The 25077-nt window shown below is 62.4% G+C and carries 23 protein-coding genes; 8 read left to right on the top strand and 15 right to left on the bottom strand.

The genetic code is table 11. From position 1 onward, the window contains the following. A partial coding sequence (locus VBE63_RS12675) for an addiction module antitoxin (RefSeq protein WP_323683393.1) occupies positions 1-199 on the bottom strand: 199 nt, incomplete at its 3' end. Positions 200-643: 444 nt separating this feature from the next. On the opposite strand from VBE63_RS12675, the gene VBE63_RS12670 reads away from it, so the two are divergent. The 6 genes from VBE63_RS12670 to VBE63_RS12645 all read left to right on the top strand — a co-directional run bounded on the left by VBE63_RS12670 (position 644) and on the right by VBE63_RS12645 (position 5738). After that, positions 644-1600: a DNA-binding protein gene (locus VBE63_RS12670; protein ID WP_323683392.1), complete on the top strand. Its 957-nt coding sequence runs from the start codon at positions 644-646 to the stop codon at positions 1598-1600. Positions 1601-2132: 532 nt separating this feature from the next. Then, positions 2133-2813 (top strand): hypothetical protein, encoded by a 681-nt coding sequence (locus VBE63_RS12665; protein WP_323683391.1) that lies wholly within the window; start codon positions 2133-2135, stop codon positions 2811-2813. 50 nt (positions 2814-2863) lie between these two features. Next, a complete protein-coding gene (locus VBE63_RS12660; RefSeq protein WP_323683390.1) occupies positions 2864-4240 on the top strand; it encodes a transposase in 1377 nt (458 codons plus the stop codon). A 67-nt stretch (positions 4241-4307) separates the two neighbouring features. After that, positions 4308-4514 (top strand): hypothetical protein, encoded by a 207-nt coding sequence (locus VBE63_RS12655; protein WP_323683389.1) that lies wholly within the window; start codon positions 4308-4310, stop codon positions 4512-4514. Between the two features lie 22 nt (positions 4515-4536). Continuing rightward, positions 4537-5244: a DUF3800 domain-containing protein gene (locus VBE63_RS12650; protein ID WP_323683388.1), complete on the top strand. Its 708-nt coding sequence runs from the start codon at positions 4537-4539 to the stop codon at positions 5242-5244. Between the two features lie 2 nt (positions 5245-5246). Next, on the top strand, positions 5247-5738 hold the full coding sequence (locus VBE63_RS12645; RefSeq protein ID WP_323683387.1) for a hypothetical protein: 492 nt from the start codon (positions 5247-5249) through the stop codon (positions 5736-5738). A 210-nt stretch (positions 5739-5948) separates the two neighbouring features. Here VBE63_RS12645 and uvrA read toward each other — a convergent pair whose 3' ends face one another. From uvrA to phbB, 7 genes are all read right to left on the bottom strand, one after another. Continuing rightward, entirely contained in the window at positions 5949-8810 is a 2862-nt protein-coding gene (gene uvrA, locus VBE63_RS12640; protein WP_323683386.1) for an excinuclease ABC subunit UvrA, read from the bottom strand. A gap of 34 nt (positions 8811-8844) precedes the next feature. Beyond that, positions 8845-9252 carry a PIN domain-containing protein gene (locus VBE63_RS12635; RefSeq protein ID WP_323683385.1) on the bottom strand — a complete coding sequence of 136 codons (408 nt, stop codon included), beginning with the start codon at positions 9250-9252 and terminating at the stop codon, positions 8845-8847. Beyond that, positions 9239-9466: a hypothetical protein gene (locus VBE63_RS12630; RefSeq protein ID WP_323683384.1), complete on the bottom strand. Its 228-nt coding sequence runs from the start codon at positions 9464-9466 to the stop codon at positions 9239-9241. The genes VBE63_RS12635 and VBE63_RS12630 overlap by 14 nt, the downstream gene beginning before the upstream one ends. 116 nt (positions 9467-9582) lie before the next feature. Further along, positions 9583-10401 (bottom strand): YceH family protein, encoded by an 819-nt coding sequence (locus VBE63_RS12625; protein ID WP_323683383.1) that lies wholly within the window; start codon positions 10399-10401, stop codon positions 9583-9585. Further along, positions 10402-10917 carry a 3-hydroxyacyl-[acyl-carrier-protein] dehydratase FabA gene (gene fabA, locus VBE63_RS12620; RefSeq protein WP_323683382.1) on the bottom strand — a complete coding sequence of 172 codons (516 nt, stop codon included), beginning with the start codon at positions 10915-10917 and terminating at the stop codon, positions 10402-10404. Between the two features lie 194 nt (positions 10918-11111). Further along, positions 11112-12839, bottom strand: a complete 1728-nt coding sequence (locus tag VBE63_RS12615; protein ID WP_323683381.1) for a proline--tRNA ligase — start codon at positions 12837-12839, stop codon at positions 11112-11114. 533 nt (positions 12840-13372) lie between these two features. Further along, positions 13373-14095 (bottom strand): acetoacetyl-CoA reductase, encoded by a 723-nt coding sequence (phbB, locus tag VBE63_RS12610; RefSeq protein ID WP_323683380.1) that lies wholly within the window; start codon positions 14093-14095, stop codon positions 13373-13375. 225 nt (positions 14096-14320) lie between these two features. Between phbB and VBE63_RS12605 the strand changes: the two genes are divergently transcribed. Then, positions 14321-15091: a spermidine synthase gene (locus VBE63_RS12605; RefSeq protein WP_323683379.1), complete on the top strand. Its 771-nt coding sequence runs from the start codon at positions 14321-14323 to the stop codon at positions 15089-15091. Positions 15092-15286: 195 nt separating this feature from the next. On the opposite strand, the gene VBE63_RS12600 is transcribed toward VBE63_RS12605, so the two are convergent. Both VBE63_RS12600 and nifJ read right to left on the bottom strand, forming a co-directional pair. Next, a complete protein-coding gene (locus VBE63_RS12600) occupies positions 15287-16303 on the bottom strand; it encodes a dihydroorotate dehydrogenase-like protein (protein ID WP_323683378.1) in 1017 nt (338 codons plus the stop codon). An 83-nt stretch (positions 16304-16386) separates the two neighbouring features. After that, entirely contained in the window at positions 16387-19977 is a 3591-nt protein-coding gene (gene nifJ / locus VBE63_RS12595; protein WP_323683377.1) for a pyruvate:ferredoxin (flavodoxin) oxidoreductase, read from the bottom strand. Positions 19978-20395: 418 nt separating this feature from the next. Between nifJ and rimI the strand changes: the two genes are divergently transcribed. Further along, positions 20396-20887: a ribosomal protein S18-alanine N-acetyltransferase gene (gene rimI, locus VBE63_RS12590; protein WP_323683376.1), complete on the top strand. Its 492-nt coding sequence runs from the start codon at positions 20396-20398 to the stop codon at positions 20885-20887. Between the two features lie 108 nt (positions 20888-20995). Here the strand turns inward: rimI and VBE63_RS12585 are convergent, their stop codons facing one another. The 5 genes from VBE63_RS12585 to VBE63_RS12565 form a co-directional block, all read right to left on the bottom strand. After that, on the bottom strand, positions 20996-21376 hold the full coding sequence (locus VBE63_RS12585) for a type II toxin-antitoxin system VapC family toxin (protein ID WP_323683394.1): 381 nt from the start codon (positions 21374-21376) through the stop codon (positions 20996-20998). 17 nt (positions 21377-21393) lie between these two features. After that, positions 21394-21645 (bottom strand): type II toxin-antitoxin system VapB family antitoxin, encoded by a 252-nt coding sequence (locus tag VBE63_RS12580; protein ID WP_323683375.1) that lies wholly within the window; start codon positions 21643-21645, stop codon positions 21394-21396. Positions 21646-21843: 198 nt separating this feature from the next. Beyond that, positions 21844-22536, bottom strand: coding sequence for a hypothetical protein (locus VBE63_RS12575; RefSeq protein ID WP_323683374.1), 693 nt, complete (start codon positions 22534-22536; stop codon positions 21844-21846). 10 nt (positions 22537-22546) lie between these two features. After that, positions 22547-22921 (bottom strand): Mth938-like domain-containing protein, encoded by a 375-nt coding sequence (locus VBE63_RS12570; RefSeq protein ID WP_323683373.1) that lies wholly within the window; start codon positions 22919-22921, stop codon positions 22547-22549. A gap of 3 nt (positions 22922-22924) precedes the next feature. Then, positions 22925-25069, bottom strand: coding sequence for a SulP family inorganic anion transporter (locus tag VBE63_RS12565; RefSeq protein ID WP_323683372.1), 2145 nt, complete (start codon positions 25067-25069; stop codon positions 22925-22927). Positions 25070-25077: the final 8 nt, after the last annotated feature.

Below are 25077 nucleotides of genomic sequence, written 5' to 3'. Positions count from 1 at the left end.
GGGCGTTGCACCACTCCACAGCCTCAGCTTCGCGCTCCGTATCAGCCGCCATCGCTTGATACCCCTCGTCTAAGCTGGAATCCAGGACATGCGGGCGGACCAAATCTTCGATGAACTGACTGATGCGCCGTTTACCAATGCGCCGATGCAGCCCCTCGTAGACCGGTTCGTCGAGCGTAATGGTCATGCGCTTGTGCATGCTGTCACCCTAATCAACGTTATGCGTATAACGCATGATAGCGCGCGGGCATGATCGACGCCACCGAGCTGCTGTGATCACCGACACGCGTTTCATGAAGTCTTCAATGGGCGCTTCGGCCGCGCGGAGATTCGGTTCCACGGTTTTAGCCGGGGCGTTTCACGTTGTTCTTAATATTCTGTTTATTAGACCCTATTCTGCCCTGTTGCCGCGTTTTAGCGGTCGCTGCCCCGGGGTGTTCCACGGCCCCGTGGGGTCGGCTCACGGCCAAAACGGGCGAAATCCAAAAGATGGCAACAGAGGGGGGCTTCTGTTGCGATCTTTGATTGAGCTGTACCGTTTCAGTACATACTCCGTACTGCTGTACGGTATGATGATGAACCTCAGCCCCGCCAAAACGGGCCATCCGCGTCAGGGCACGGCCATTGATCAGGCATCGGTTCCATGACCCGCCAACCGCCCATCACCCTCGATGACACCCGTCAGGCCATCTATGCCTGCCTCACCGCCTGCGAAGCGCCGAGCGCTGATCGACTGCTGGCCCACTTGGGGCGCGGCTCCAAGACCACGGTGCTCAAATATCGCGATCAGGTGATCGACGAGATCCGCGCCCAGCTCAAAGGTCACACCCTCCCGGCCGGGGTGCCAGAGACCTTGCAGGCACCGATTGCAGCGTTTTGGCAGGCGGCGCAGGAGGGGGCCTTTGCCCGGCTGGCCGATGAGCGCGCGGCGATGCAGCAGCAGGTCGACGCCGCGCATCAGGAACGCGAGGTGGCCGTGGCCCGCACCGCGGCCGCGGATCAAGCACGTGAGCGGACCAACGCGCTGGCCGACGAGCGCCAAGCGCTGATCGAGACCCTGCGCGATGAGCGCGATCAGGCGCGCGAGGAGGGCCGGGCCGCCCAACGCGCGCACGAGCAGGTGCTGCAAACGCTGCAGGCCTCGCATGGCGCTGAACGCGACGGGCTGCGTCAGCAGGTCGAGCAGAGCCGAGTGCTGGTCGAGGAGCTGCGCCTGGAGCAGGTGCGTGAGCGCGAGGTCGCGGTTGGTCAGGAGCAGCATTATGTGCGCGTGATCGAGGAGGTCCGGGTCGAACGCGATGCGCTCAAGCAGCGGCTGGAGGCGCAAGCGTGCGAACATCAGCAGCGGGTGCAGGAACTGAGCCAGGCGTTGGCTTCGCAGCAGCGCCAGACGATGCAGGCCGAGGTCGAGCTCGGTGTGGCGCGTTGGGAGGTGGAGCGCTTGCGTCAAGAGGTTGCCGAGGGTGCGAAGGCGTTGGCGGAGGTGCGGGTTAGGGAACAGGTAGCCGTGGCGCAGCGGGATCAGGCACGGGAAGCCGAGCGGGTGGCTCAGGAGGCAGAGGAGGGGTTGCGGTGCGAGCTTGATGCGCTACGGGTTTAGAACGAGAGGCTGGGGTTGGTCTCTGTGGACGCACAGAACAGAGCGGGTCAGCATTTGGATCAGGAGGCATGACAGGCGCGCCACTGCCGCGAAACCTTCGCCAGCCTGAAGAAGACTTGCCACAAATTAGGCATCTCTTCGTCCGTGAGCGGGCAGCGGCCGAACCATGACTTTTGGGAAGCGACTTCTTTCGCTGCGCGCCATGGAGAGCGAAGCGAAGGCGCGTAGTCCCCGGTAGGCGTGGGCGCGTGCGTGCTGCCGGAGTGGCGAAGGGGCGTAGACCCGAAGCCGCGTAGGCAGTATGCAAAGCGCATCCCACACGCCGTCAAGCCATTCGCCGTAGGGCCGGTGCGCAGCCCGAACGCGCCCAGCGGGCGCTGTTCGTGGCGGAGCGGCGGCCCGGAGCGGGGCGAACCGGGGCACAATGGCTGTCGCCGAGCGCAGTCATTTTGGGGACTTGGAGTCCCAAAATGTATCGCGAGCACGGCGACACTCCTCCGACTCGCAGCCATTATATGATGCGGCACTCTCCTTGCTGGGAACGCTGGGTTACCACAGCGACAAGACCATTGAGATAGCTGACTCCAAACCACAGGCATTTTTGGAGCTGCTGACCGAGCACAACCCGGATATTCAAATCAACAAGGACAAGGTCCTGTTCGCCGACTGGTTCAAGGCTGATATCCTATTCCAGCTTACCGACGAAGAGCTTTCAGACCAGAACATCCTGTTCAAGAACGATGCCGTCAACGCCGGTCTGTTGCAGTCCTACCTGTTCTTCGCCATCGAGCTGAAGCAGCGGGACTATGCCCGGGGAAAGCTCACCGCCATCGCTCGCCAGTTGAACCGCGTTTTCCCAATGCCCGTTATGGTGTGCATCAAGCACCAGGACTTGCTCTCCATCGCCGTCATCAACCGCCGCATGAACAAACGGGATGCCGAGAAGGACGTGCTTGGCAAGGTCACTATCATCAGGGACATCTCCCTAGCCAATCCTCACCGGGGCCATCTGGATATTCTCCAATCCTTTGCGCTGCCCACGTTGCTGGCTAGAACTGCCATCTCCAATTTTGATACCCTGCATGCCGTCTGGGAAGAGATCTTTAACGTCGAATTGCTCAATGAGCGCTTCTACAAGGATTTGTTCAACTGGTATTTCTGGGCGCTGCCGGAGGTTCGGTTCCCAGACGCAGCCCTTTTAAGGTGCCCCTAACGCGTTGTAATCTATAGGCATCTTCTGGCAACCCTGGAGCTGATACCCTAATGTTTGACGGTATCCTGCAACGCTTTGCCGAGCGCACCCCTGCCAGCGTGATGGTGCGCGGACTGCTTGAGCGCCTGCTCAACGCCGAACGGCTCGACCGCTGGTTCGAGGCGACCCGCGATGAGCAGTATACGCGCCAGATCCTGTTCTCCTCGCTGGTTGGACTGATGCTGCAGATCGTCTGTCGGGTGCAGGCCAACGTGCATGCGGCCTATCGCGAGTCGAACATCGCCGCCACGGTCGTGGCGGTCTATGGCAAGCTCCAGGGCGTCGAGCTGTCGACCTCGCAAGGGCTGGTGCGCCTGATCGCCGGTGATGCCGCGGAGATCATCGATGAACTCGGTGGCACCCGCCCCGAGCGCCTGCCCGGGTATCGCATCCTGTACCTTGATGGCAACTGCATCGCCGCCAGCGAACGCCGACTCAAGCCCTTGCGCGACAGTGCCGCGGCGCCCCTGCCAGGCAAGGCGCTGGTGGTCTTCGATGACGCGCGGGGGCTGCTCAGTGACGTGTTCCCCTGCGCCGATGGTCATGCCCAGGAGCGCAGCTTACTCGGCGAGGTCGCCGAGACGGTGCAGGCGAACGACCTGTGGATCGCTGATCGCAACTTCTGTGTCACCGCCTTCATGGCCGCCATCGCCCGACGTCAGGCCGCCTTCGTCATCCGTCATCACACGGGCCTGAGCGTCAAACCGCTCAGTGCCCTGCAACCGCTCGGGCGCAGTGCCGATGGCGAACTGTTTGAGCAGGCGGTGCAGGTCACCGATGCCGAGGGGCACACCTGGACCTGGCGGCGCGTCGTGCTCAGGCTCAAGCAGCCGACCCGTGATGGGCATCGGGATCTCATCCTCTTGACCAACCTGCCTGCCGAGCAGGCCGATGCCGCCACCGTGGCGGAACGCTATCGCGGCCGGTGGACGATTGAGACCGCGTTTCAAAAGCTCGAGGGGCATCTCAACTCCGAACTCAACACCCTGGGCTATCCGCAGGCCGCGCTGTTCGGCTTCTGCCTGGCGCTGGTCGCGTTCAATCTCTATGCCGTGGTGATGGCCGCGCTGCGCGCCGCGCACCCCGAGGCCAAGATCGATGAGACGGTGTCTGAGTACTACTTGGCCGCTGAGATCGCCCGCACCAGCGAGGGGCTCAACATCGCCGTCGAGGAGCAACATTGGAGCGTCTTCTCACAGGTCGACCAGGTGCGCTTCTGTGCCATGCTGCTGGTGTTGGCGCAGAACGTCGACCTGAAGAAGCTGCGCAAGACTACCCGGGGACCGAAGAAGCCCCGCACACCGCGCACGAAGCACACCGGCAAGCCGCATGTCTCGACGGCTAAACTCTTGGCGCAAGCGGCAGCCAGCTCTGGGGGCTCACCTTAAAAGGGCTGGTGCCTCGGATGCAGATCTGGATACCGATGTCTCGCTTGACGCTGCCACGAAGGGAAAGTTGAAGGCACAAAGACGCCACTTGCGCCAGTTTCTATCCGATACCGCATGGCAGCAGGCCAAATCCATGGAGGCCATTGATGCCGTTATCCGTATGAAAGACCGGGTTTTGAATCCCGCCGCGCACTGGGGAGAGGTCCCTTTGTATCAAGCGGAGCTGGACAAGGCGCTGAAACTCGTCGCCCGGTTAGAGCAGGCTTTGAAATGAAGAGGACAGGGGACGTTACGCCATGAGTGACATCTTCAATGTCTATTGCGATGAGTCATGTCATCTGGAGCATGACCATCAGACGGCTATGGTACTGGGTGCCATCTGGTGCCCCCTGGACAAGAGCCGGGAGATCGCGGTACGCCTGCGGGAGATCAAGCAAAAACACGGTCTTACGCCGCAGTTTGAGGTGAAGTGGACCAAGGTGTCTCCGGCGAAAACCGGGCTATACCTTGATCTTGTCGATTACTTTTTCGACGACAATGATCTACATTTTCGCGCCTTGATCGTGCCGGACAAGTCAAAGCTGCGGCATGACGCCATTCCTGGGCAGGATCACGACATCTGGTATTACAAGATGTACTTCGACATGCTGAAGGTGATCTTCCGCCCCGATGCCCGCTACCGGGTGTATCTGGACATCAAGGACACCCAGGGTGCGGAGAAAGTGGTCAAGCTGCACGACGTGCTTTGCAATAATATGTACGATTTCTCGCGCAACGTCATCGAACGCGTGCAGCTCGTCCACTCCCACGAAATCGAACAGTTGCAACTGGCGGATCTATTGATCGGCGCGATTTCTTACCTCAATCGCGGTTTACAGGGGAGTCAGGCCAAGGAGGCGCTAGTCGCGAGAATCCAGGAACGCTCCGGCTACAATCTGACCAAGACGACCCTCTATCGGGAGGACAAGGTCAATCTGTTCCGTTGGCGGGCGAGTGAGGTGTAGGGATGACGGATAAACCGGACTGGCTGCCACCGTTGGAGCGGTTGTCTGACTATAATGGCGATTGGGAGTCGTATCTGGAGGCCATCTATAGCTACTTTAAACAGGATTTCGTTGATAGTAACCCTGTGTTCCGGGGGCGCCGCCTGGGATTGAAGCGCCATCCATTGAACCACGGAAAAGAGGCCACCTTCTGGCACATGATTCAGGAAGGCGCTGTTGAAGAGGACAGAACGCCGGATCTTCGCCGTTGCGAACGGATTCGCTGGCCAAGACCGATCATCGAGCACGATGCTGACAGCAGGTTAAAAGTCTGGGCCAACCAGCGCAGGGGAGAGCGGCGCATCTGTTTGTGGCTCGAGCAGGAGAGCTTCCTGGTGATTCTGGCGGACCGGGGAAAGTATCTCCTGCCCTGGACGGCCTACCTGGTCGAGCAACCCCACAGGCAGCGCAAGTTGCAAAGGGAATACGAGGTATATTGGCAGAACCAGGCTTAGAAAGCTGAAGCCGCCCCAAAGGACGGCCTCGTTACTCCTTCTACACATGGCAGATGAGCTTCTTCGATTATCGGCACTAGACCGGGAAAACTCAAGGAGCATTTGAGTCTTGAGCCATCTGACCGCCCGACATGCCGCTTGCGAGCTATGCGGTAAGCCTCGCGCCGGGCTCCACCTTACGGCTCGGTGACGGGGTCATCACCTCTGCAGTCAACCAGATCCTCGCGCTAGCAGCGGCTTCAGGAACTGCCCGGTATAGGACGCCTCGCAAGCAGCGATCTGCTCCGGGGGACCGCTGGCGATGACCTGCCCACCCTTGTCGCCGCCCTCGGGTCCGAGATCGATGATCCAGTCCGCGGTTTTGATCACATCCAGGTTGTGCTCGATCACCACCACCGTATTGCCGGCATCGCGCAGCCAGTGCAGCACCTGGAGTAGATGCTTGACATCCTCGAAGTGCAGGCCGGTGGTGGGCTCGTCGAGGATGTAGAGGGTGCGCCCGGTACCGCGTTTGGACAGCTCGCGGCTGAGCTTGACGCGCTGCGCCTCGCCGCCGGAGAGGGTGGTCGCGGCCTGACCCAGGCGCAGGTAGCCGAGGCCGACGTCTTCCAAGGTCTTCAGCTTGCGCCGGAGCGCCTGCACCGGGCCGAAGAAGGCCAGCGCGTCCTCGACCGTCAGGCTCAGCACTTCATCGATGGTCTTACCCTTGTAGCGGATCTCCAGCGTCTCGCGGTTGTAGCGCCGGCCCTGGCAGACATCGCATTGCACATAGACATCGGGCAGGAAGTGCATCTCGACCCGGATCAGCCCATCGCCCTTGCAGGCCTCGCAGCGCCCGCCCTTGACGTTGAAGCTGAACCGGCCGGGGCCGTAGCCGCGCGCGCGCGCCTCGGGCACGGCGGCGAACAGGTCGCGGATCAGGTTGAACAGCCCGGTGTAGGTGGCCGGGTTCGAGCGCGGGGTGCGGCCGATCGCGGATTGGTCGATATCGACCACCTTGTCGAATTGCTCCAGGCCCTCGATGCCAGCATGCGGCGCGGGCTGTAACGAGGCATTGTTGAGCAGGCGCGCGGCGAGCGGATAGAGGGTGTCGTTGATCAGCGTCGACTTGCCGGAGCCGGAGACGCCGGTGACCACGCAGAAGGTGCCGATCGGGATCTCGGCATCGATGCCGCGCAGGTTATTGCCGCTGGCACCACGGATGATCAGTGGCTGATCGCTGCGCCCCGGTCGGCGCTCGCTGGGGATCTCGATGCGCCGCACACCGCTGAGATACTGACCGGTCAATGAGGCTGGCTCGGCGGCGATCGCCTCGGCCGTGCCTTGGGCGACGATCTCGCCGCCATGGGCACCGGCGCCGGGGCCGAGATCCAGCACATGATCGGCGCTGCGGATAGCGTCTTCATCATGCTCGACCACGATGACGGTGTTGCCGAGATCGCGTAGCCGGGTCAGGGTGCCGAGCAGGCGGGCGTTATCGCGCTGATGCAGGCCGATCGAGGGCTCGTCGAGGATGTACATGACGCCGACCAGCCCGGCGCCGATTTGACTGGCGAGCCGGATGCGCTGGGCCTCGCCGCCGGAGAGGGTCTCGGCGCTGCGGGAGAGGGTCAGATAGTCGAGCCCGACATCGACCAGAAAGCGCAGGCGCTGGGCGATCTCCTTGGTGATCTTGGCGCCGATCTCGCCGCGCGCGCCGGGCAGTTCGAGTGCATCGAACCAGCGCAGCGATTCGCCGACCGGTAGGCTGGAAAGGGCCGGTAGGTTGCGGCCATCGATCAGCACCTGCCTGGCCGCCTCATTGAGCCGGTCACCGGAGCAGCTCGGGCAAGGGCGTGCCGAGATGACCTTGGCCAGCTCCTCGCGCACGGTGACCGAATCGGTCTCGCGGTAACGGCGCTCCATGTTCGGGATGATGCCTTCAAAGACCCGCAGCTTGCCGCTGCCGCGCTCATGCGGCAGTTTCAGCTTGAGCTTCTCCTTGCCGCTGCCAAAGAGGACGACCTGCTGTGCCTGTTCGGAGAGGTCACACCAGGCCGTTTCAATGTCAAAGCTAAGATGCTCAGCGACGCTGGCGAGCATCTGGAAATAATAGCCATTGCGCCGATCCCAGCCACGAATGGCGCCGCCGGCGAGACTCAGCTCCGGGTGCAACACGACCTTGGCCGAATCGAAGAACTGCTCGACGCCAAGACCATCGCAGGTTGGGCAGGCGCCGGCGGGGTTGTTGAACGAGAACAGTCGCGGCTCGAGTTCGGTGATGCTCCAGCCGCAGAGCGGGCAAGCATAGTTGGCCGAAAAGGTGAGCGCTGGGCGTTCGTTGCCCTCGGCGTCCGGGTCCATCCAAGCCACTTGCAACAGACCTTTGGAGAGGGCGAGCGCGGTCTCGATCGACTCGGCCAGTCGCAGTTGCAGATCCGGCCGCACCCGGAAGCGATCGACCACCACCTCGACGCTGTGCTTGCGTTTGGCATCCAGCGCCGGCGGGCTGTCCAACTCGCAGAGTTCACCATCGATGCGGGCACGCACGAAGCCTTGGGCATTCAGCTCAGCGAACAGCGACTGTTGATCGCCCTTGCGCTCGACCACCACCGGCGCCAGCAGCATCAGCCGCTCGCCCTCAGGCAGCGCCAGAATCTGATCGACCATCTGGCTGACGGTCTGCGCTGCCAGCGGCTCGGCGTGGGTTGGGCAGTGTGGGATACCCACGCGTGCGAACAGCAGACGCAGATAATCGTGGATCTCGGTGATGGTGCCGACGGTCGAGCGCGGATTGTGCGAGGTGGTCTTCTGCTCGATCGAGATCGCCGGTGACAGACCCTCGATGTGATCCACATCCGGCTTGTCCATCATCGACAGGAACTGCCGCGCGTAGGCCGACAGCGACTCGACATAGCGGCGCTGGCCTTCAGCGTAGATGGTGTCGAAGGCGAGCGACGACTTGCCGGAGCCAGACAGCCCGGTGATCACCACTAGCCGATTGCGTGGCAGGTCGACATCGATGTTCTTGAGATTGTGGGTGCGCGCGCCGCGGATGCGGATCTGCTCAACCGATGATGGATCGCCCGACATCAAAGCGTCCGTCCTGAGTGTTTACCAATCTCATTCATGCTTTGAAAGGATCGATGATCTCAAGGGTCTCGATGACCTGGCCATGCTGCAAGTCCTCGGTGTAGAGCCGGCGGCAATCTGCCTCCAAGGCGGCGGCAACGATTTGACTGTCCCAGATCGAAAACCCGTAGCGCTTGCGGATGGCGAGTGTGCGTTGGATGACCGCGCTATCGAGCGGTTGTACGCGGCAACGTCTCAGCATGCGCGCGATATTGCGTAGAATTCGCTCCTCCTCGTCCTTGCGTCGCACGATGTTGAAATACTCGGCGACGACTTGGGCGCTGATGACGATATGCGTTTCGCGACGAACAAATGCCCAGGCCAACGCCGAACGCGGATCATCAGGGGCGTCCTGATGGTCATAGATCCAGATATTGCTGTCGATCAACTCAGCGCCGGACATGGCGCTCATCCCTTGGGGGGATGTCGATCTTGTCCACCTTGACGCGTTCGTACTCAGTCAAGGTCTCATCAGTTGCGGCCGCAGGAGGATCGAGAGCAGGATCAACAGGAGGCTCAAGTGGCCATAGGATGATCTCGACGCGACGATGCCGCAGCGTTTCGGGCACCGGGATAAAGTCAGGCGCGTCTTCGATAATCTGGCGGATGGGCTGCATGTCGAGCTCCGGTTCTGTTGTTCGGGATAGGCGTCACTTATGTATGGACGGGCTCAGCGATGGGCCGATGGGCTTTAGTTTTCCCGGGAGGGGTGAGTCTGGCGAGCCTTGTCGAGCTAGCTCAGCTCTGCCTTGAGCGCATCCAGCTCGGCGCGTAAGGCGGCGACCTCGGTCTCGAGCTGCTCGACGCGATGGGCAAGTGCTTCCTGCTCTGCGTTGGCGGCTGGTGGTGCAGGGCGGCGGGCGCTGGCTACCATCGCGATCGACTCGGCTGAGGGTTCGCCGCAGAGCAGATGGACGAAGCGCTGCTCGCGCATGCCGGGCTGGCGGGGTAGCTCGCGCACCAGGGGTGGGTTGTGATGCGCGAGCTGATCCAGCGAGGACTGCACCGCGGCCAGGCTGTCGAACTCGGCCAATCGCGCGCTGTTGGTCCGTAATTCGCCAGTGGTCTGCGGACCCCGCAGCATCAGCACAGAGAGCAGCGCCTGCTGTTGGCGGTCGAGCATGAAATGCCCAGTCAGCTTGTGGTCGAAGCGCTCGCTGCGGCCGGTGAAGCTGGCATGCAGGAGGCCGCGATCGCGGAGCTGGCCGACGCAGTGGCCAACCTCGCCGGGGGTGAGCTTCATCACCGGCTCGCGGGCGCTCTTTTGATTACAGGCGGTGACCAGTGCGTTCAGTGTTAGCGGATATTGATCCGGCGTGGTGCGTTGTTTCTCCATCAAGCAGCCGAGCACGCGTGCCTCGATCGGCGTGAGCATCGCTTCGCGGGATTCGGCCTCATCGGGCGTCAGCTCGGTTGACGCTGCTGAGTCTGGCCGAGATTGGTCGTTTTCGATGTCGAAACCTGGCTTGAGTCTAGGATCGCGCTCGCTCTCCGAGTCGGGGTCGAGGCTCCCGGCAACATGGCTATTGGGCGCGTCTCGCTCGCTAGTCACTCAGAATCCCTCGGTGGAGGTGAACAGGCCCACGCGCAGATCCTTGGCGGTGTAGATGATGCGGCCGTCGACATCCATGGTGCCGTCGCCGATGCCGAGCACCAGCTTGCGTGAGATCACGCGCTTCATGCAGACGCGGTAGGTGACCTTCTCGGCGCTGGGCAGGACCTGGCCGGTGAACTTGACCTCGCCGACACCGAGCGCACGGCCGTGGCCGGGGTTACCGATCCAGGCCAGATAGAAGCCGACGATCTGCCACATGGCGTCGAGGCCGAGACAGCCTGGCATCACCGGGTCGCCAGGGAAATGGCAGCCGAAGAACCAAAGCTCGGGCTTGATGTCGAGCTCGGCGATGATCTCGCCCTTGCCGTATTCGCCGCCGTAGTCGGCGATGCGGGTCACGCGATCCATCATCAGCATGTTCGGCACGGGCAATTGGGCGTTGCCGGGGCCGAACATCTCGCCGTGACCACAGGCGAGCAGTTGCTCGCGATCAAAGGATTCGATTCTGCTCATTCGCTGTTTTGATTCCGTCTCGGTGGGCGCGGTCGCCTTGAAATAAAAGCTTAGTGGTTAGTGATTAGCGGGGCATGGCGTTACGGATAGCGCGGCGTTGATGATCTTGGATGGCCCTGATTCGTTGATCTGCGGCTCAATGTTGAATCGTTCTTCTCTTGCCCTTTAGGTCCGGTGATCATTAGAGGGCCAGATCAGCGGGCCAGCGTGCGCTCGAGGAAGGGGACGATCTCGTCGAGCGCGATCAGCTGCATCTCGGCGTCGCGTCGGCCCTTGTATTCGACCTTGCCGTCATCGAGATGTTTGTCGCCGATGACGACGCGATGAGGGATGCCGATCAGCTCCATGTCGGCGAACATGAAGCCGGGGCGGGCATCGCGATCGTCGAGCAGGACCTCGATGCCGACGGCCTTGAGGCGCTCGTAGAGGTCGTCGATGGCCTCGCGCACGCGGAATGACTTGCCGAGCTTCATCGGCAGCAGGGCGACCTCGAAGGGCGCGATGTTGGTCGGCCAGCAGATGCCGCGCTCGTCGTGATGCTGCTCGATCGCGGCGGCGACCACGCGCGAGACGCCGATGCCGTAGCAGCCCATGGTCATGATCACGGCCTTTCCGGACTCATCCAGCACCACGGCCTTCATCGCCTCGCTGTACTTGCGCCCGAGCTGGAAGATATGGCCGACCTCGATGCCACGGGCGATGGTCAGTTGGCCTTGACCGTCTGGGCTGGGGTCGCCCTCGACCACGCTGCGCAGATCGGCGACCTCGGGCAGCGGCAGATCGCGGCCCCAGTTGAGCCCGAACCAGTGCTTGCCGTCTTGATTGGCGCCGGCGCTGAAGTCGGCGCTGACGGCAACGCTGCGATCGACGACGCAGGGGATCGGTAGATCCTTTGGCCCTAGCGAGCCGGGGCCGGCGCCAATCGCGGCGCGGATCTCCTCTTCAGTCGCCATGCGCAGCGGGGTGGCGACTTGCGCCAGCTTTTCCGCCTTGACCGGATTCAGCTCATGATCGCCGCGCACCAGCAGGGCAATGAGGCCTTGCTCCTCACCGGTCTCGGGATTGGCGCCGGCGACGATCAGGGTTTTGACCGTGCGCTCGATCGGCTGGCCAAAGCCCGTGACCAAGTCGGCGATAGTCTTGGCATCGGGGGTGTCGACCAGGCGCAGCTCCTCGCTCGGCGCAGTTGCGGCCTCGGCAGGCGCTAGGGCCTCGGCCAGCTCGACGTTGGCGGCATAGTCGCTGGCGGTGGAGAAGGCGATGGCGTCCTCGCCGGAGTCGGCCAGGACATGGAACTCATGCGAGGCGTTGCCGCCGATCGAGCCGGTATCGGCCTGCACGGCACGGAAGTCGAGCCCGCAGCGCTTGAAGATGCGGCTGTAGGTCTCGTACATCCGCGCATAGGTCTCGGCCAGCGAGTCTTGATGGGTGTGGAAGGAGTAGGCGTCCTTCATCAAGAATTCACGCGCGCGCATTACGCCAAAACGGGGGCGGATCTCGTCGCGGAACTTGGTCTGGATCTGGTAGTAGTTGATCGGCAGTTGCTTGTAGCTGCGCAGCTCATTGCGCGCCAGCTCGGTGATGATCTCCTCATGCGTCGGGCCGAAGCAGAACTCCCGCTGATGCCGGTCTTTCAGCCGCAGCAACTCGGGGCCGTAGTGCGCCCAGCGGCCGGATTCCTGCCACAGCTCGGCCGGCTGCACCGCTGGCATCGCGACCTCGAGCGCGCCGGCGCGGTCCATCTCCTCGCGGACGATGCGCTCGACCTTGCGCAGCACCCGCAGGCCCAGCGGTAGCCAGGTATAGAGGCCAGCCGCGAGCTTGCGGATCATACCGGCGCGCAGCATCAACTGGTGGCTGGCGATCTCGGCGTCGGCCGGCGTCTCCTTGACGGTGTTCAGCGGAAATTCTGAGGTACGCATGGGCGGCGGGACTCTGGGGGCAAAGCGCCGAAGTCTATCGGTGCAGCGGGGGTTGGACAACCGTTGCGGTCAATCGCTCTGACGCGCGGCCTGGATCGGCGCTCTGGGATCAACTGCCTAAAACCAGCCCTTTTAAGGTGACGAAATTCACCTGACTGCAAGCCCCTGATTCTTCGTCAAGGTGCTTGCGACGGATCGCGTGGTTCGGTGACCGGCAGATTCACATGGAATCGTAAGTCGCTGATTTTAAATGTTGCTTTTATGCACCTTAAAAGGGCTGCTGCCTAAAACCTAACTCTAAGAGCTTAGAAGTCCGTGCGCTTGTCTGAGCGATTGTCCGCGCGATTTCCTGTTCGAGCAATTGCCTGCTCGAGCAATTGCCTGCTCGAGCAATTGCCTGTTCGAGCAATTGCCTGCTCGAGCAATTGCCTGCTCGAGCAATTGCCTGTTCGAGCAATTGCCTGCTCGAGCAATTGCCTGTTCGAGCAATTGCCTGCTCGAGCAATTGCCTGCTCGAGCAATTGCCTGTTCGATCAATACATGTGTTGCCCGCCATTGACGGAGACTGTCGTTCCAGTGACGAAGCCGGCCTCGTCGGCGACCAAGAACAGCACCGCACGAGCGATATCCTCGGGCTTGCCGAGGCGACCGACCGGAATGCGGGCGATGATCTTCTCGAGCACGTTGGGCGGCACCGCGCGCACCATGTCGGTATCTACATAGCCAGGGGCGACGGCGTTGACAGTGATGCCCTTGGCTGCTCCCTCCTGGGCTAAGGCCTTGGTAAAGCCATGAATGCCAGACTTGGCCGCGGCATAGTTGACCTGGCCATATTGGCCCGACTGGCCGTTGATCGAGCCGATGTTGACGATACGACCGAAGGCGCGCTCGCGCATGCCGTTGATGACCGCATGCGCGCAATTGAAGCAAGAGCCCAAGTTGGTCTCAATGACTTGATGCCACTGATCAGGGCGCATCTTGTGGAGGGTGCCGTCGCGGGTGATGCCGGCATTGTTCACCAGCACATCGATCGGGCCAAGGTCCTGTTCGATGCGTTTGACCCCATCGGCGACGGCGTCGAAATCGGCGACGTCGAATTTGTATGCCGGGATACCGGTGCGCTCGGTAAAGAGCCGGGCGGCCTGATCATTGCCGCCGTAGTTGGCTGCGACCTGGTAGCCAGCCTCTTTGAGGGCGATGCTGATCGCCTCGCCGATGCCGCGTGTGCCGCCGGTGACCAATGCTGTTCTTGCCATCGTTGTGTCCCCTCTAGTTCGGTGTTTTGTTGTTCAGGCGATGCGCATCGATAGCCCCTTCTGGGCGAAGGGTTTGGCTATAGGCTATAAGCCGGCCCGGTACCGATGAGATCGCCTAGCACGCATGGTACCTCAGACACCGGACGGGTTTCGCGGCGACGCGAGGGTCGCGGCGGGCTAGAATGGGGGCAAGAATAATGAGACAAGCTTGGAGGAGTCGCTGCCTTGAGAAACCGCTTTTTTGCAATCGCCGTGTCGCTGTTGGTGTGGAGCCTAGCCGGGGCGATCTTCGGGGGCTTATTTATTGGCCTATATGAGGTGCTGGCCTTGCTCGGGCTCAGTGGTTGGCAGCCGCTGGTGTTCGGTGCCGTGACGGCCGCGATGACGACTGCCGCTTTCTACAGCGCGATGCCGCTGGCCTTGGTTGGCGCTACAGCCGGCGTTTTGGCCTCGATCGGCTACTTGGTGATCTCTGGACAGACCATCAGTTTGGCGATGATCACGCTTGTCGCAGCTGCGAGTGGCCTTGCTGCTGGTGCCTTTTTTGCCTGGACTGGACGGCAAAATGCGCGCCCATTGGCGGAAACGCTGACCGGGATGCTGGCGGGTTTTGGAGCGGGTTTGGCACTGGTGTTGGTCCTGACCACTATGGACCTTGCTGTTGGCCCCTTCGTGATGGCGGCTGGCGTGGTCGCAATCGTTGGTGCGCTCTTTCAGCTCAATGAATATTGGATCGTGCAAGCCTGTCACGGTTGGCTACCCGATCGGTTGGCGGCGCCCTTGGTGGCGGGGTTGATCGCCTCGGTGGTTGGCGCTGCGGTTTGGCTGATGGCCGGCATGACGACGCCGTTGCTGTTAGGCAGCGAGCGCTCGGTGATCGATCAGGTCTTGAGTGAGGTGCCCACGGGTGCGCTTGGAGGCATGCTCGGCGGCGCCTCCACTGGCCTCATCCTCGAGCTGATGGGCTTCCGGCTCGAAGATCATGAAGTGGTCTAGCCTTCCTGTGGTCGAGCCGGTGATTTGGAATGTCTCGCGTGACGAACTTTCGAATCGCGGAATCGCGCTGATTCTGGCCCTCTTGAAGGGGCACAGGAAAGGGCGCTAGGAGGGACGCTGTAGGAAGGGCGCTGGAAGTCCAGCGCCCTGCGATCGTCAGCCTTTGACTCCCAGCGCGGCTATTCGCCTATCGCCTTAGACCAGCACGCCGGGCGAGAAGCTATAGCTGTCGATGATGTTGACGTAGTTGGCACGCTCGAAATCGGCCGGATTTGGCACCGCGAGGGCGCTGACACGGCCGCGAATGTCGGCGATCGACTCGAAGCTCTGCTCCTCCATCCAGTGCGTGATGCCGTCGAGGATGCGCGCAACCTGAGGTGCGCCGTTCTTCAGCAGGGTGCTGCAGAGATGGACCGCATCGGTGCCGGCGAGCAGCAGCTTGATGGCATCCTCGGCGGTATGGATGCCGCCAGTGGCACCGAGCGAGAGGCCATCGATGCGCCCGTAGAGGATCGCGATCCAGCGCATCGCCAGCAGCGCCTCGGCCGAAGTCGAGGGGTGCAGGCTCGGCTGCAGCCGCAGGCTGTCGATATTGATGTCGGGCTGATAGAAACGGTTGAACAGTGACACGCCATCGGCGCCGGCCTCGGCGAGGCGCCGCACCATGCTGCCGACCGAGCTGAAGCTCGACGAGAGCTTCATGTTGATCGGAATGTTGATCTGGTTCTTGAGCAGCCGCAGGATCTCGAGATAGCGCTCTTCGACCTGGCGGCCATCGAGGTTGATATCAGCGGCGACATAGTAGACGTTGAGCTCAAGCGCATCGGCACCGGCCTGCTCGAGTTCCTTGGCATGCTCGATCCAGCCGCCCGGGGTCACGCCATTGAGGCTGGCGATGATCGGGATATCGAGCGCCTCTTTGAGCTTGCGCAGGTTCTCGAGGTAGTTATCGAGGCCGGTGCTGAAGTCGTTCCAGTCCGGGATGAAGCCCTCGCCGATCTCGGCGAAGCCGGTGTCCTGCTGGTGCAGGAACCGGTTCATGGTCTCGGTCTCGGTGGTCACGGCCTCCTCGAACAGCGAGTACATGATCAGCGCCGAGGCGCCCTGATCCTCGAGTTCCTTCGCTTGCGCGATGCTCTTGGACAGGGGCGAGGAAGAAGGGACGATCGGGTTCTTGAGCTCGAAGCCAAGGTAGTTGGTGGTCAGGTCCATGGGGATCTCCGGGGCGAAGGTCTGAGTCGGGCGAGTGCGCCGCGAAGGGCTTGGCCCCTCGCGCGCTGACGGCTGTTAAGGTCTCACTCGGCGCTTGCGGGCTTCTCCGCCTTCTGCCAGGCCAGATGCGCCAGTTGCTCATAGAGCGAGTACTTGCTCTCGACGTGCTTCTGCGCCAGCTTCAGGAAGCGCTCGGCGTCATCCGGATGGGTGCGGTTGAGCACGCTGAAGCGGGTCTCGCTGGCCAGGTAGTCCCGATAGGGGATGCTCGGCGCCTTGCTGTCCATGTGCAAGGGGTTCTCGCCCTGGTCGATCTTGCGCGGATCATAGCGGAACAGCGGCCAGTGGCCGGAGTTGACCGCCATGTCCTGCTGGCGCAGGTTGTTCGACATGTCAACGCCATGGGCGATGCAGGGCGAGTAGCAGATCAACACCGAGGGGCCGGGGTAGGACTCGGCCTCCATGAAGGCGCGGATGGTCTGCACGTCCTTGGCGCCGAAGGCGATCTGCGCGACATAGACGTTCTCGTAGGCCATCGCCATCATCGCCAGATCCTTCTTGAAGGTCGGCTTGCCAGCGGCTGCGAACTTGGCCACCGCGCCCATCGGTGTGGCTTTTGACTTCTGTCCGCCCGTGTTGGAGTAGACCTCGGTGTCGAGCACCAACAGATTCACATCGCGACCGGTCGAGAGGACATGGTCGACACCGCCATAGCCGATGTCATAGGCCCAGCCGTCGCCGCCGACGATCCAGACGCTGCGCTTGACCAGGTTCTCGCAGACGCTGAGCAGGACCTTGGCCTCGCGGCTGTCCATCCCGGCGAGCTTGTCTTTGAGCGCGGCGACGCGTTGGCGTTGCTCGAAGATGCCGGTCTCGGTGCTCTGATCGGCCTTGAGCAGCCCGTCCGCCAGGTCGGTGCCGATCTTGTCGGCGAGCAGGGCGACATATTCGCGCGCCTGATCGGTCTGCTTGTCGACGGCCAGACGCAGGCCCAGCCCGAACTCGGCGGTGTCCTCGAACAACGAGTTGTTCCAGGTCGGGCCGCGGCCGTCGGGGTTGGTGGTGTAGGGCGTGGTCGGCAGGTTGCCGCCGTAGATCGACGAACAGCCAGTGGCGTTGCCCATCAGCATGCGGTCGCCGAACAACTGGGTGGCGAGCTTGATGTAGGGCGTCTCGCCGCAGCCGACGCAGGCACCGGAGAACTCGAACAGTGGCTGCAGCATCATCGCGTGCTTGATCTTGCTGGCGTCGAGCTTGGTGCGGTCGTACTCGGGTAGCGACAGGAAGAAGTCCCAGCGCGGCACCTCGAGGTCGTGGCGCTCCTCGGCCGGGCGCATGTTCAGTGCCTTGCGCTTGGGGTCCTTGCGGTCGCGAATCGGGCAGACCTCGACACAGAGTCCGCAGCCGGTGCAATCGTCGGGCGCGATCTGGTAGCTGATCCGATAGCCCTCGGGGAAATCCTTGCCCTTGAGCTTGGCGCTCTGGAAACCTTCAGGAGCCTGCGCGATCGCATCCTCCGAGAAGATCTTGGAGCGGATCGCCGCGTGCGGGCAGACCAGCGGACACTTGCCGCACTGGGTGCAGAGGTCCTCTTCCCACTCCGGCAGTTCGAGGGCGATGTTGCGCTTCTCGAACCGGGTGGTGCCGGTCGGCCAGGTGCCATCGGCCGGCATCAGGCTCACCGGCAGGCTGTTGCCGCGGTTCGCGATCAGGGTGGCGGTGACGCGCTGGACGAAATCCGGTGCATTGGCGGGGACCACCGGCGGACGCTCGAAGCGGCTGCTGGCGCTGCCAGGGACATCCACCTGGTGCAGGCCTTCAAGCGTGGCATCGATCGCAGCATAGTTGCGATCGAGCAGGCGCTGGCCTTTCTTGCCATAGGTCTTCTTCACCGCGTCCTTGATCCTGGCGATCGCCTCGTCCTTCGGCAGGATGCCGGAGATGGCGAAGAAGCAGGTCTGCATGATGGTGTTGATGCGCCGCCCCATGCCGGTCTTTTCGGCGATGTCGTAGGCGTCGACGACATAGAACTTCAGCCCCTTGTCGATGATCTGCTGCTGCATCGACTTCGGCAGATCATCCCAGACCCGATCCGCCGGGCTCGGCGAGTTGAGCAGGAAGGTCGCGCCGTCCTTGGCCTTGGCGAGCATGTCGTAGCGGGTCAGGAAGGTCGGCTGATGGCAGGCGACGAAGCTGGCTTCATCGTCACCGATCAGGTAGGTGCTGTTGATCGGATTGGGACCGAAACGCAGGTGCGAGATGGTGACCGCGCCGGCCTTCTTGGAGTCGTACTCGAAGTAGCCCTGACCAAAGTTCGGCGTCTCCTCGGCGATGATCTTGATCGAGTTCTTGTTCGCCGAGACGGTGCCGTCGGAGCCCAAGCCATAGAACACGCATTCAGTGACCCCTTTGGTCACGTCCGGTTTGAAACCCGGCTCCCAATCGAGACTGCTGTGGCTGACGTCGTCGATGATGCCGAGGGTGAACTTGTTCTTCGGCTTGTCCTTGGCCAGCTCGTCGAAGACCGACTTGACCATAGCCGGCGTGAACTCCTTCGACGAGAGCCCATAGCGGCCGCCGATCACGCGCGGCATGGTTGCCATATCGCCCTCGGCGACGGCCTCGGCCAGTGCCGTGACCACATCCAGATAGAGCGGCTCGCCATTGGAGCCCGGCTCCTTGCAGCGATCCAGCACGCCGAGGGTCTTGACCGTGACCGGTAGGGCTTCGAGCAGATGCGCCTTGCTGAACGGCCGGAACAGCCGAACCTTGATCAGGCCGACCTTCTTGCCCTCTGCGGCGAGATGCTCGACCGCCTCCTGCGCGGCGCCGATGCTGGAGCCCATCAACAGGATGACCTGCTCGGCATCCTCGGCGCCGACGTACTCGAAGAGCTTGTACTGGCGCCCGGTCAGCTCGGCGAGCTGATCCATGCGCTGCTGGATAATCCCGGGCAGTGCGGCATAGTACGGATTTACCGTCTCGCGGCCCTGGAAGTAGACATCCGGGTTCTGGCTGGTGCCGCGAATGATCGGATGGTCCGGATTCATCGCGCGGTCGCGATGGGCCTTGACCAGATCCTCGTCGATCATGGTGCGAATCTGCTCGTGTGAGAGCTTTGAGATCTTGTTGACCTCGTGCGAGCTGCGGAAGCCATCGAAGAAGTGCAGGAAGGGCACCCGCGACTCCAGCGTTGCCGCCTGCGCGATCAGCGAGAAGTCCATGACCTCCTGCACCGAGGCCGAGCAGAACATCGCATAGCCGGTGGCGCGGCAGGCCATCACGTCGGAGTGGTCGCCGAAGATCGACAGGCCCTGGGCCGCCAGTGAACGCGCCGAGACATGGAACACCGTCGGGGTCAGCTCCCCGGCGATCTTGTACATGTTCGGGATCATCAGCAGCAGACCCTGCGAGGCGGTGAAGGTGGTCGACAGGGAGCCGGCCTGAAGCGCGCCGTGGATGGCCCCGGCGGCGCCGGCCTCGCTCTGCATCTCGATGACACTGGGGACCGTGCCCCAGAGATTCTTGACCCCCAACGAGGACCATTCATCCGCCCATTCGCCCATGTTGGACGAAGGGGTGATCGGATAGATGGCGATGACCTCGTTGGTCAAATGTGCGACGTAGGCGGCGGCTTCGTTGCCGTCGATGGTGACCATGTGCTCTTGCGACATCGTGTTACCACGTTGGATGGGTGATGGGTGCTCCGGCCGAGGAGCCTGTGAGCCGCCGGCGCGGTCTCCCAAGAGACATCGGCGATATCTAATGGGTAACCTGGACACCGGCTCGGTCGGAGGCGGAGAACTCGGCGAAACTATAACGAGATTCCTGCCTGCGCCGGCTGATCTCGGTTCAAGAACGACCAGGAAATCACCTCGCACATGATCCGGGTCAGGAAACTGAGGCGGTTGCTCCTGAAGTGCTCGAGGATGCCCTCTGTCCCTTTCGGTTTGGGCCAAATCTTATTATTGATTAACACCTTGGCGATAGGGTTTTAGCTGTCGATCATGGGTCGTTTCCGGGGTCAGGCAGGGTCGGCATTGGCATCGGCATCGGGCTGCTGGCGATCTCGTCGCTGGCTATAATCGGCGGATGACCGTCCCCCTGACTCCAGAGCGCGCGATCGCCTTGCGGCGCATGACCGAGGCTGACCTCGCCGAGGTCATGCAGGTCGAGTGCGAGGCCTATGCGGTACCCTGGACCGAGGGCATCTTTCGCGACTGTTTGCGTGCCAACTATTACTGTCTGGTCGCCGATCGGGCCGCACGTTTGATCGGCCATGCGGTGATGTCGGTGGCCGCGGGCGAGTGCCACATCCTGAATCTCTGTGTGGCGCCGAGCCACCAAGGCCGTGGACTTGGACGGCAAATGCTGCGGCGCGTGCTCGCGCTGGCGCGTCAGCGCGAGGCAGACACGGCCTTTCTCGAGGTGCGGGCATCAAACCAGGGCGCGATCCGGCTCTATCAGGCCGAGGGATTTGATGAGATCGGCCTGCGCAAGGGCTATTACCCGAGTGCTGACCCGAACCCTGATCCGAACCGAGACCATCGCGAGGACGCGGTGCTGATGGCGCGTGCGTTGTAACTGGCAGTTGGGCCGATCGCCAAAGGCTGGTTCAATGTATGCGTCTAGGCCGACAAGAAATCAGGATTTGGCTTGTCGAGCTTTACCGCTGTCGGCTCACTGATCGGCTCACTTCTTCTGATCAAGGGCCGAAGCAATGTCGGTTTGGGGGAAATCGTCACCCTTGTAGAGCAAGGGGCGATCCGTGCTTCTTGCCAAGGCATAAGCGAAGCAATCGCCAAAATTGAGGCCAGCCGGATGCTGGCCCTTGCCATAGTCCAAGTAAGCCTGTCGTGCGATCTCGGCCTGTTCACGGGTGACTGGGGCAACCTCAACGCGCGCTTTGGCCAGCAAGGCATCGAGCTGCCTGCCGGCAGCAGGCCCGAGCTGTTTGTCGATCACAATGCCGGCTTCAAGAAAATTGGCAGCGGACATCGTCCGTTGATCCGCGCCGGCAATTGCATCCGCGAAGCGGGCCGCATCATCCTCGTCGAACAGGATCGCCAGCACGGCGGAGGTGTCGATGATCACCGGGGCAGACCGGCGTCGTCGTAGAGAAGCGTGCCATGGTCGGTGGTGTCGCGACGGCCATAAGCCGCACAGCGCTTGCCGATGGCCTGAAGGTCGTTCGATAAGCTGTGCCGATCGCGTTCCCGGCGGGCGCGGTCTAAACGTTCATGCAGGGCGACGATGACCGCCTTTGTCTTGGACTCGCCGGTCAAGCAAGCCAACTCGGCGACCAAGGCGTCGGCCTCGGGACTCTTGATATTCAGTGACACAAGGTTTCTCCATTTGCAGAGAACAATGCTGGCTTTCTACCATCTACGCTTAGGATAGAGCAAACCAACCTTGATCTCGTCAACCTCCATTCGGGCATCCGTTGCTTTCAGCTCGTCCTGTGCCTGAAGGTTTACTTGAATGCTCACTGATGGACGTTTCTTCCCGTGGTCCTCGGGATTCGTCTTGTGATGTCGCTTCTATGATGCCGCTTTTGCCGCTTCGAGCGGCTGCAACGCGCGCTCGAAGTCGGCGGGGTTCAGATACTGAATGACCACGCCACCATCGGTATCGCGGGCGATATCAAGACCCTGGTCCGGATAGAGCCAGTGCACCACGCCGCGCTTCTCGGTGAGCTGGCGCTCGGGCTCGCCGAAACGGCCAACGATGTCCTCCGGGCGCAGGCTCTTCCAGGGGAGATAGGTGATCGAGCGGATCGGCGCCTCGGCGAGCGGTGCGGCATCGTCGGGGTCGAGCACCACCTTGCGGCTGCCGCTTGCGAGCTTGCTGGCGCGCAGGCCGCGGTCGTACATGCCGGCGAGTTGGTCCTGCGGGACCGCGAGCGAGACCACCCAATCGGCCTTTAGATTGCTGAGCAGGATGTTGTCGAAGTAGGCCTCGACGGTGAAATCCCTGTCAGGGGCGTCGGGTCTGGTCTCGGCGAACAGGTTGAGCTTGCCCTCTTCGCCGAGCAGCGCGCGCAGATCGGCCAGGGTGCTCTCGCCGAGCGTCAGACCAAACGCCTGCAGCTGACCGCTCGGCGCACGGCTGACGTCCCAGGGATAGAGCCGTATCCCGGCGCGCTCATCGGGGAAGGCGGATAGCAGCATCCAGATGCCGATGAAGGCGAGGAGGGCGCCGGTCAGCACCGAGAGCAGGATCTTGCGGTCCATTAGTGATGGCTCAGGCGTCGCTGATCAGGGCGGCAACCACGCGCCGGCCCTCACCGGCGAGGATGTTATAGGTGCGGCAGGCGGCGCCGGTGTCCATGATCTCGATGCCGATGCCTTGGGCGAACAGGCAGGCATAGAGGGCCGGGTCTGGGAAGCGCTGGCGCGCGCCGGTACCGAGCACCACGACTTGCGGCGCCAACGCGGCAATGACCTCGAAGTGCGCCGATGTTAGCTGCTCGAACTGGGCCGGCCCCCAATCGGTCAGGATGCGCCCTGCCGTGAGCGCGAGCGTTCCTTGGTAGTGCTGACCTTGGATGCGCACCTGGCCTGGCTCATGGGCCTCGATCAGTGGCCCAGCGTCGGTCTCGAATTCGGAGAATTTCATCGGTCAGCCCAGCACCGGCGTGCTCGGTCCAACCGCTGGGGGCGCCGGGCGTGGTGCCTCACCGTTGTCGAACGTCTCCTCCATGAAGTCGATGGCCGTCCGCTTGGTGCGTATGAAGTGGGTCTCATCGAGCAGGTTGAACAGCTTGCCGCGGCGTAGGGTCTCGTAGACCTGAGACTTGAGGCTCGAGAAGTAGAGCTCAACCCCATTGTCGCGGAAGGTCTCAATCACATCGCGCAAACGCTCCTCGCCGGTGACATCGATGTCGTTGATGCCGCTGCCATCAATCAGGACCGCGCGTGCCTGCGGGTTCTTGGAACGCGCCTCGAGCAAGACATCCTCGAAGCGTGAGGCATTGACGAAGTTGAGCGAGCCATCGAAGCGCACGACGATGAAGCGATTGCCAAGCGGCTCGACTTCATTGGTGCTCACGCCAGCCAGGCTGCCGTCAGGCCGACGGCCGAGGATATCGGTACGCGGCTGCATGGTGCGGACCAGGAACAGCACGATGGCGAGTCCGGCGCCGAGCAGGATGCCGTTGGCGAGCTGCGGTGCCATGGCCAGGGTGGCAAGGAAGGTAATCAGGCCCACCAGGGCCTCCTGACGCTCGATCTTCCAAGCGCGCACCAGTGAGCGGATGTTGATCAGTCCGAACACCGCCATCATCACGATCACCGCCAGCACGGCCTGCGGCAAATGGTAGAGCAGCGGCGTCAGGAACAGCAGCACCAACATCACGGCGATGGCGCTGATGATCGCGAACAGCCCGGTCTTGGCGCCGTTCTTGGCCGCCACCGCCGAGCGCGAGAAGGAGCCGCTGACGGTGTAGGAGCTGAAGAAGCTGCCGACGATATTGGCCAGGCCCTGACCGACCAGTTCCTTGCTGGTATCGACCCGCTCGCGGGTTTGCGCGGCGATCGCTTTGGAGATCGAGGTCGCCTCCATGAAGCCGATCAGCGCCATCACCAGCGCCGATGGGAACAGGGTCCAGAAGAAGTCCATACGCATCTCTGGCACCTGGAAGCTGGGCAAGCCCGCCGGGATGGCGCCGACCACGGCGCCACCGCCCATCATCTTGATCTGATCACCATCGACCTTGTTGATGCGCCAGGTGTGGCCGTCGGCCTGGGCATCGGCTGGTACGGTGCCGTGGCGGTAGAACAGATCACGCCCATCTTCGGTCAGCACATGCTCGAAGCGGAGGTTGTGCAGCGCGACCTGGCGCTCGTTGTTGGCCAGCTTGCGTTGATTCATCTCGCGGGTCAGCACACGGAGATCGGCCTCTAGCAGCGCTACCTCGGTGAACCGATCGGCATCATCGGCGCTGATCAGCTCGCGCATGTCTTGGTTGATACGCGCGGTGGTGGTGCCGAGCGAGTCGATCGCGCGTGCGGTGGAGGCGAAGCCCGCCGCCAGGGTGCGCGCCTCTTGGTCTTGGATGGCGTCGAGGGCAACCGACTGGTTGCGCTCAAAGCCGATCCACCAGCTCAACAGCGTTAGCAACACCACCGCTAGCAGCACCCCGGGGATCTTCGGCATCACCCGGCGAGCGCCGATGATGATGATGAAGGTTGCGAGCGCGAACAGCAGCGTTGGCAGATGGGTCTGCGGTAACTGCACGATCACGGTCCAGAGATCGAGCACAAAGTTATCGGTGCGCGGGAAGGGCACGTTGAGGATCTTGCTCAGCTGCGATAAACCGATGATCAGCGCCGCGGCATTGGTGAAGCCGACGATGACCGGGCTGGAGAGGAAATTGACCAGGATGCCCATGCGCAGCAGCCCGAGCGTCAAGCGTAGCACCCCGACCATCAGCGCCAGCATCACCGAGAGCACGATGAAGTCTTCGCTGCCGAGTGCGGCCAGCGGCAGCACCGCTGCCGCCGACATCAGCGAGAGCATGGCGACTGGGCCGGTATGGAGCTGCGGCAGTGAGCCCCAGAGCGAGGCGACGATCACCGGCATGAACGAGGCATAGAGCCCGTAGACCACGGGCAGGCCGGCGAGCTGCGCATAGGCCATGCTCTGCGGCACCAAGACCAGCGCGACCGTAATACCAGCGATCAGATCGCCGCGCAGTCGGTCACCGGAGAGCGGGAACCAGTTCAGGAACGGAAAGAGCGTCTTCAACATGGGGGCAGGGCGCATAGGGCGTC

It is taken from the genome of Lamprobacter sp., from assembly GCF_034860625.1.
Lineage (GTDB): Bacteria > Pseudomonadota > Gammaproteobacteria > Chromatiales > Chromatiaceae > Lamprobacter.
This window is presented reverse-complemented; position numbering and strand designations above follow the sequence as displayed.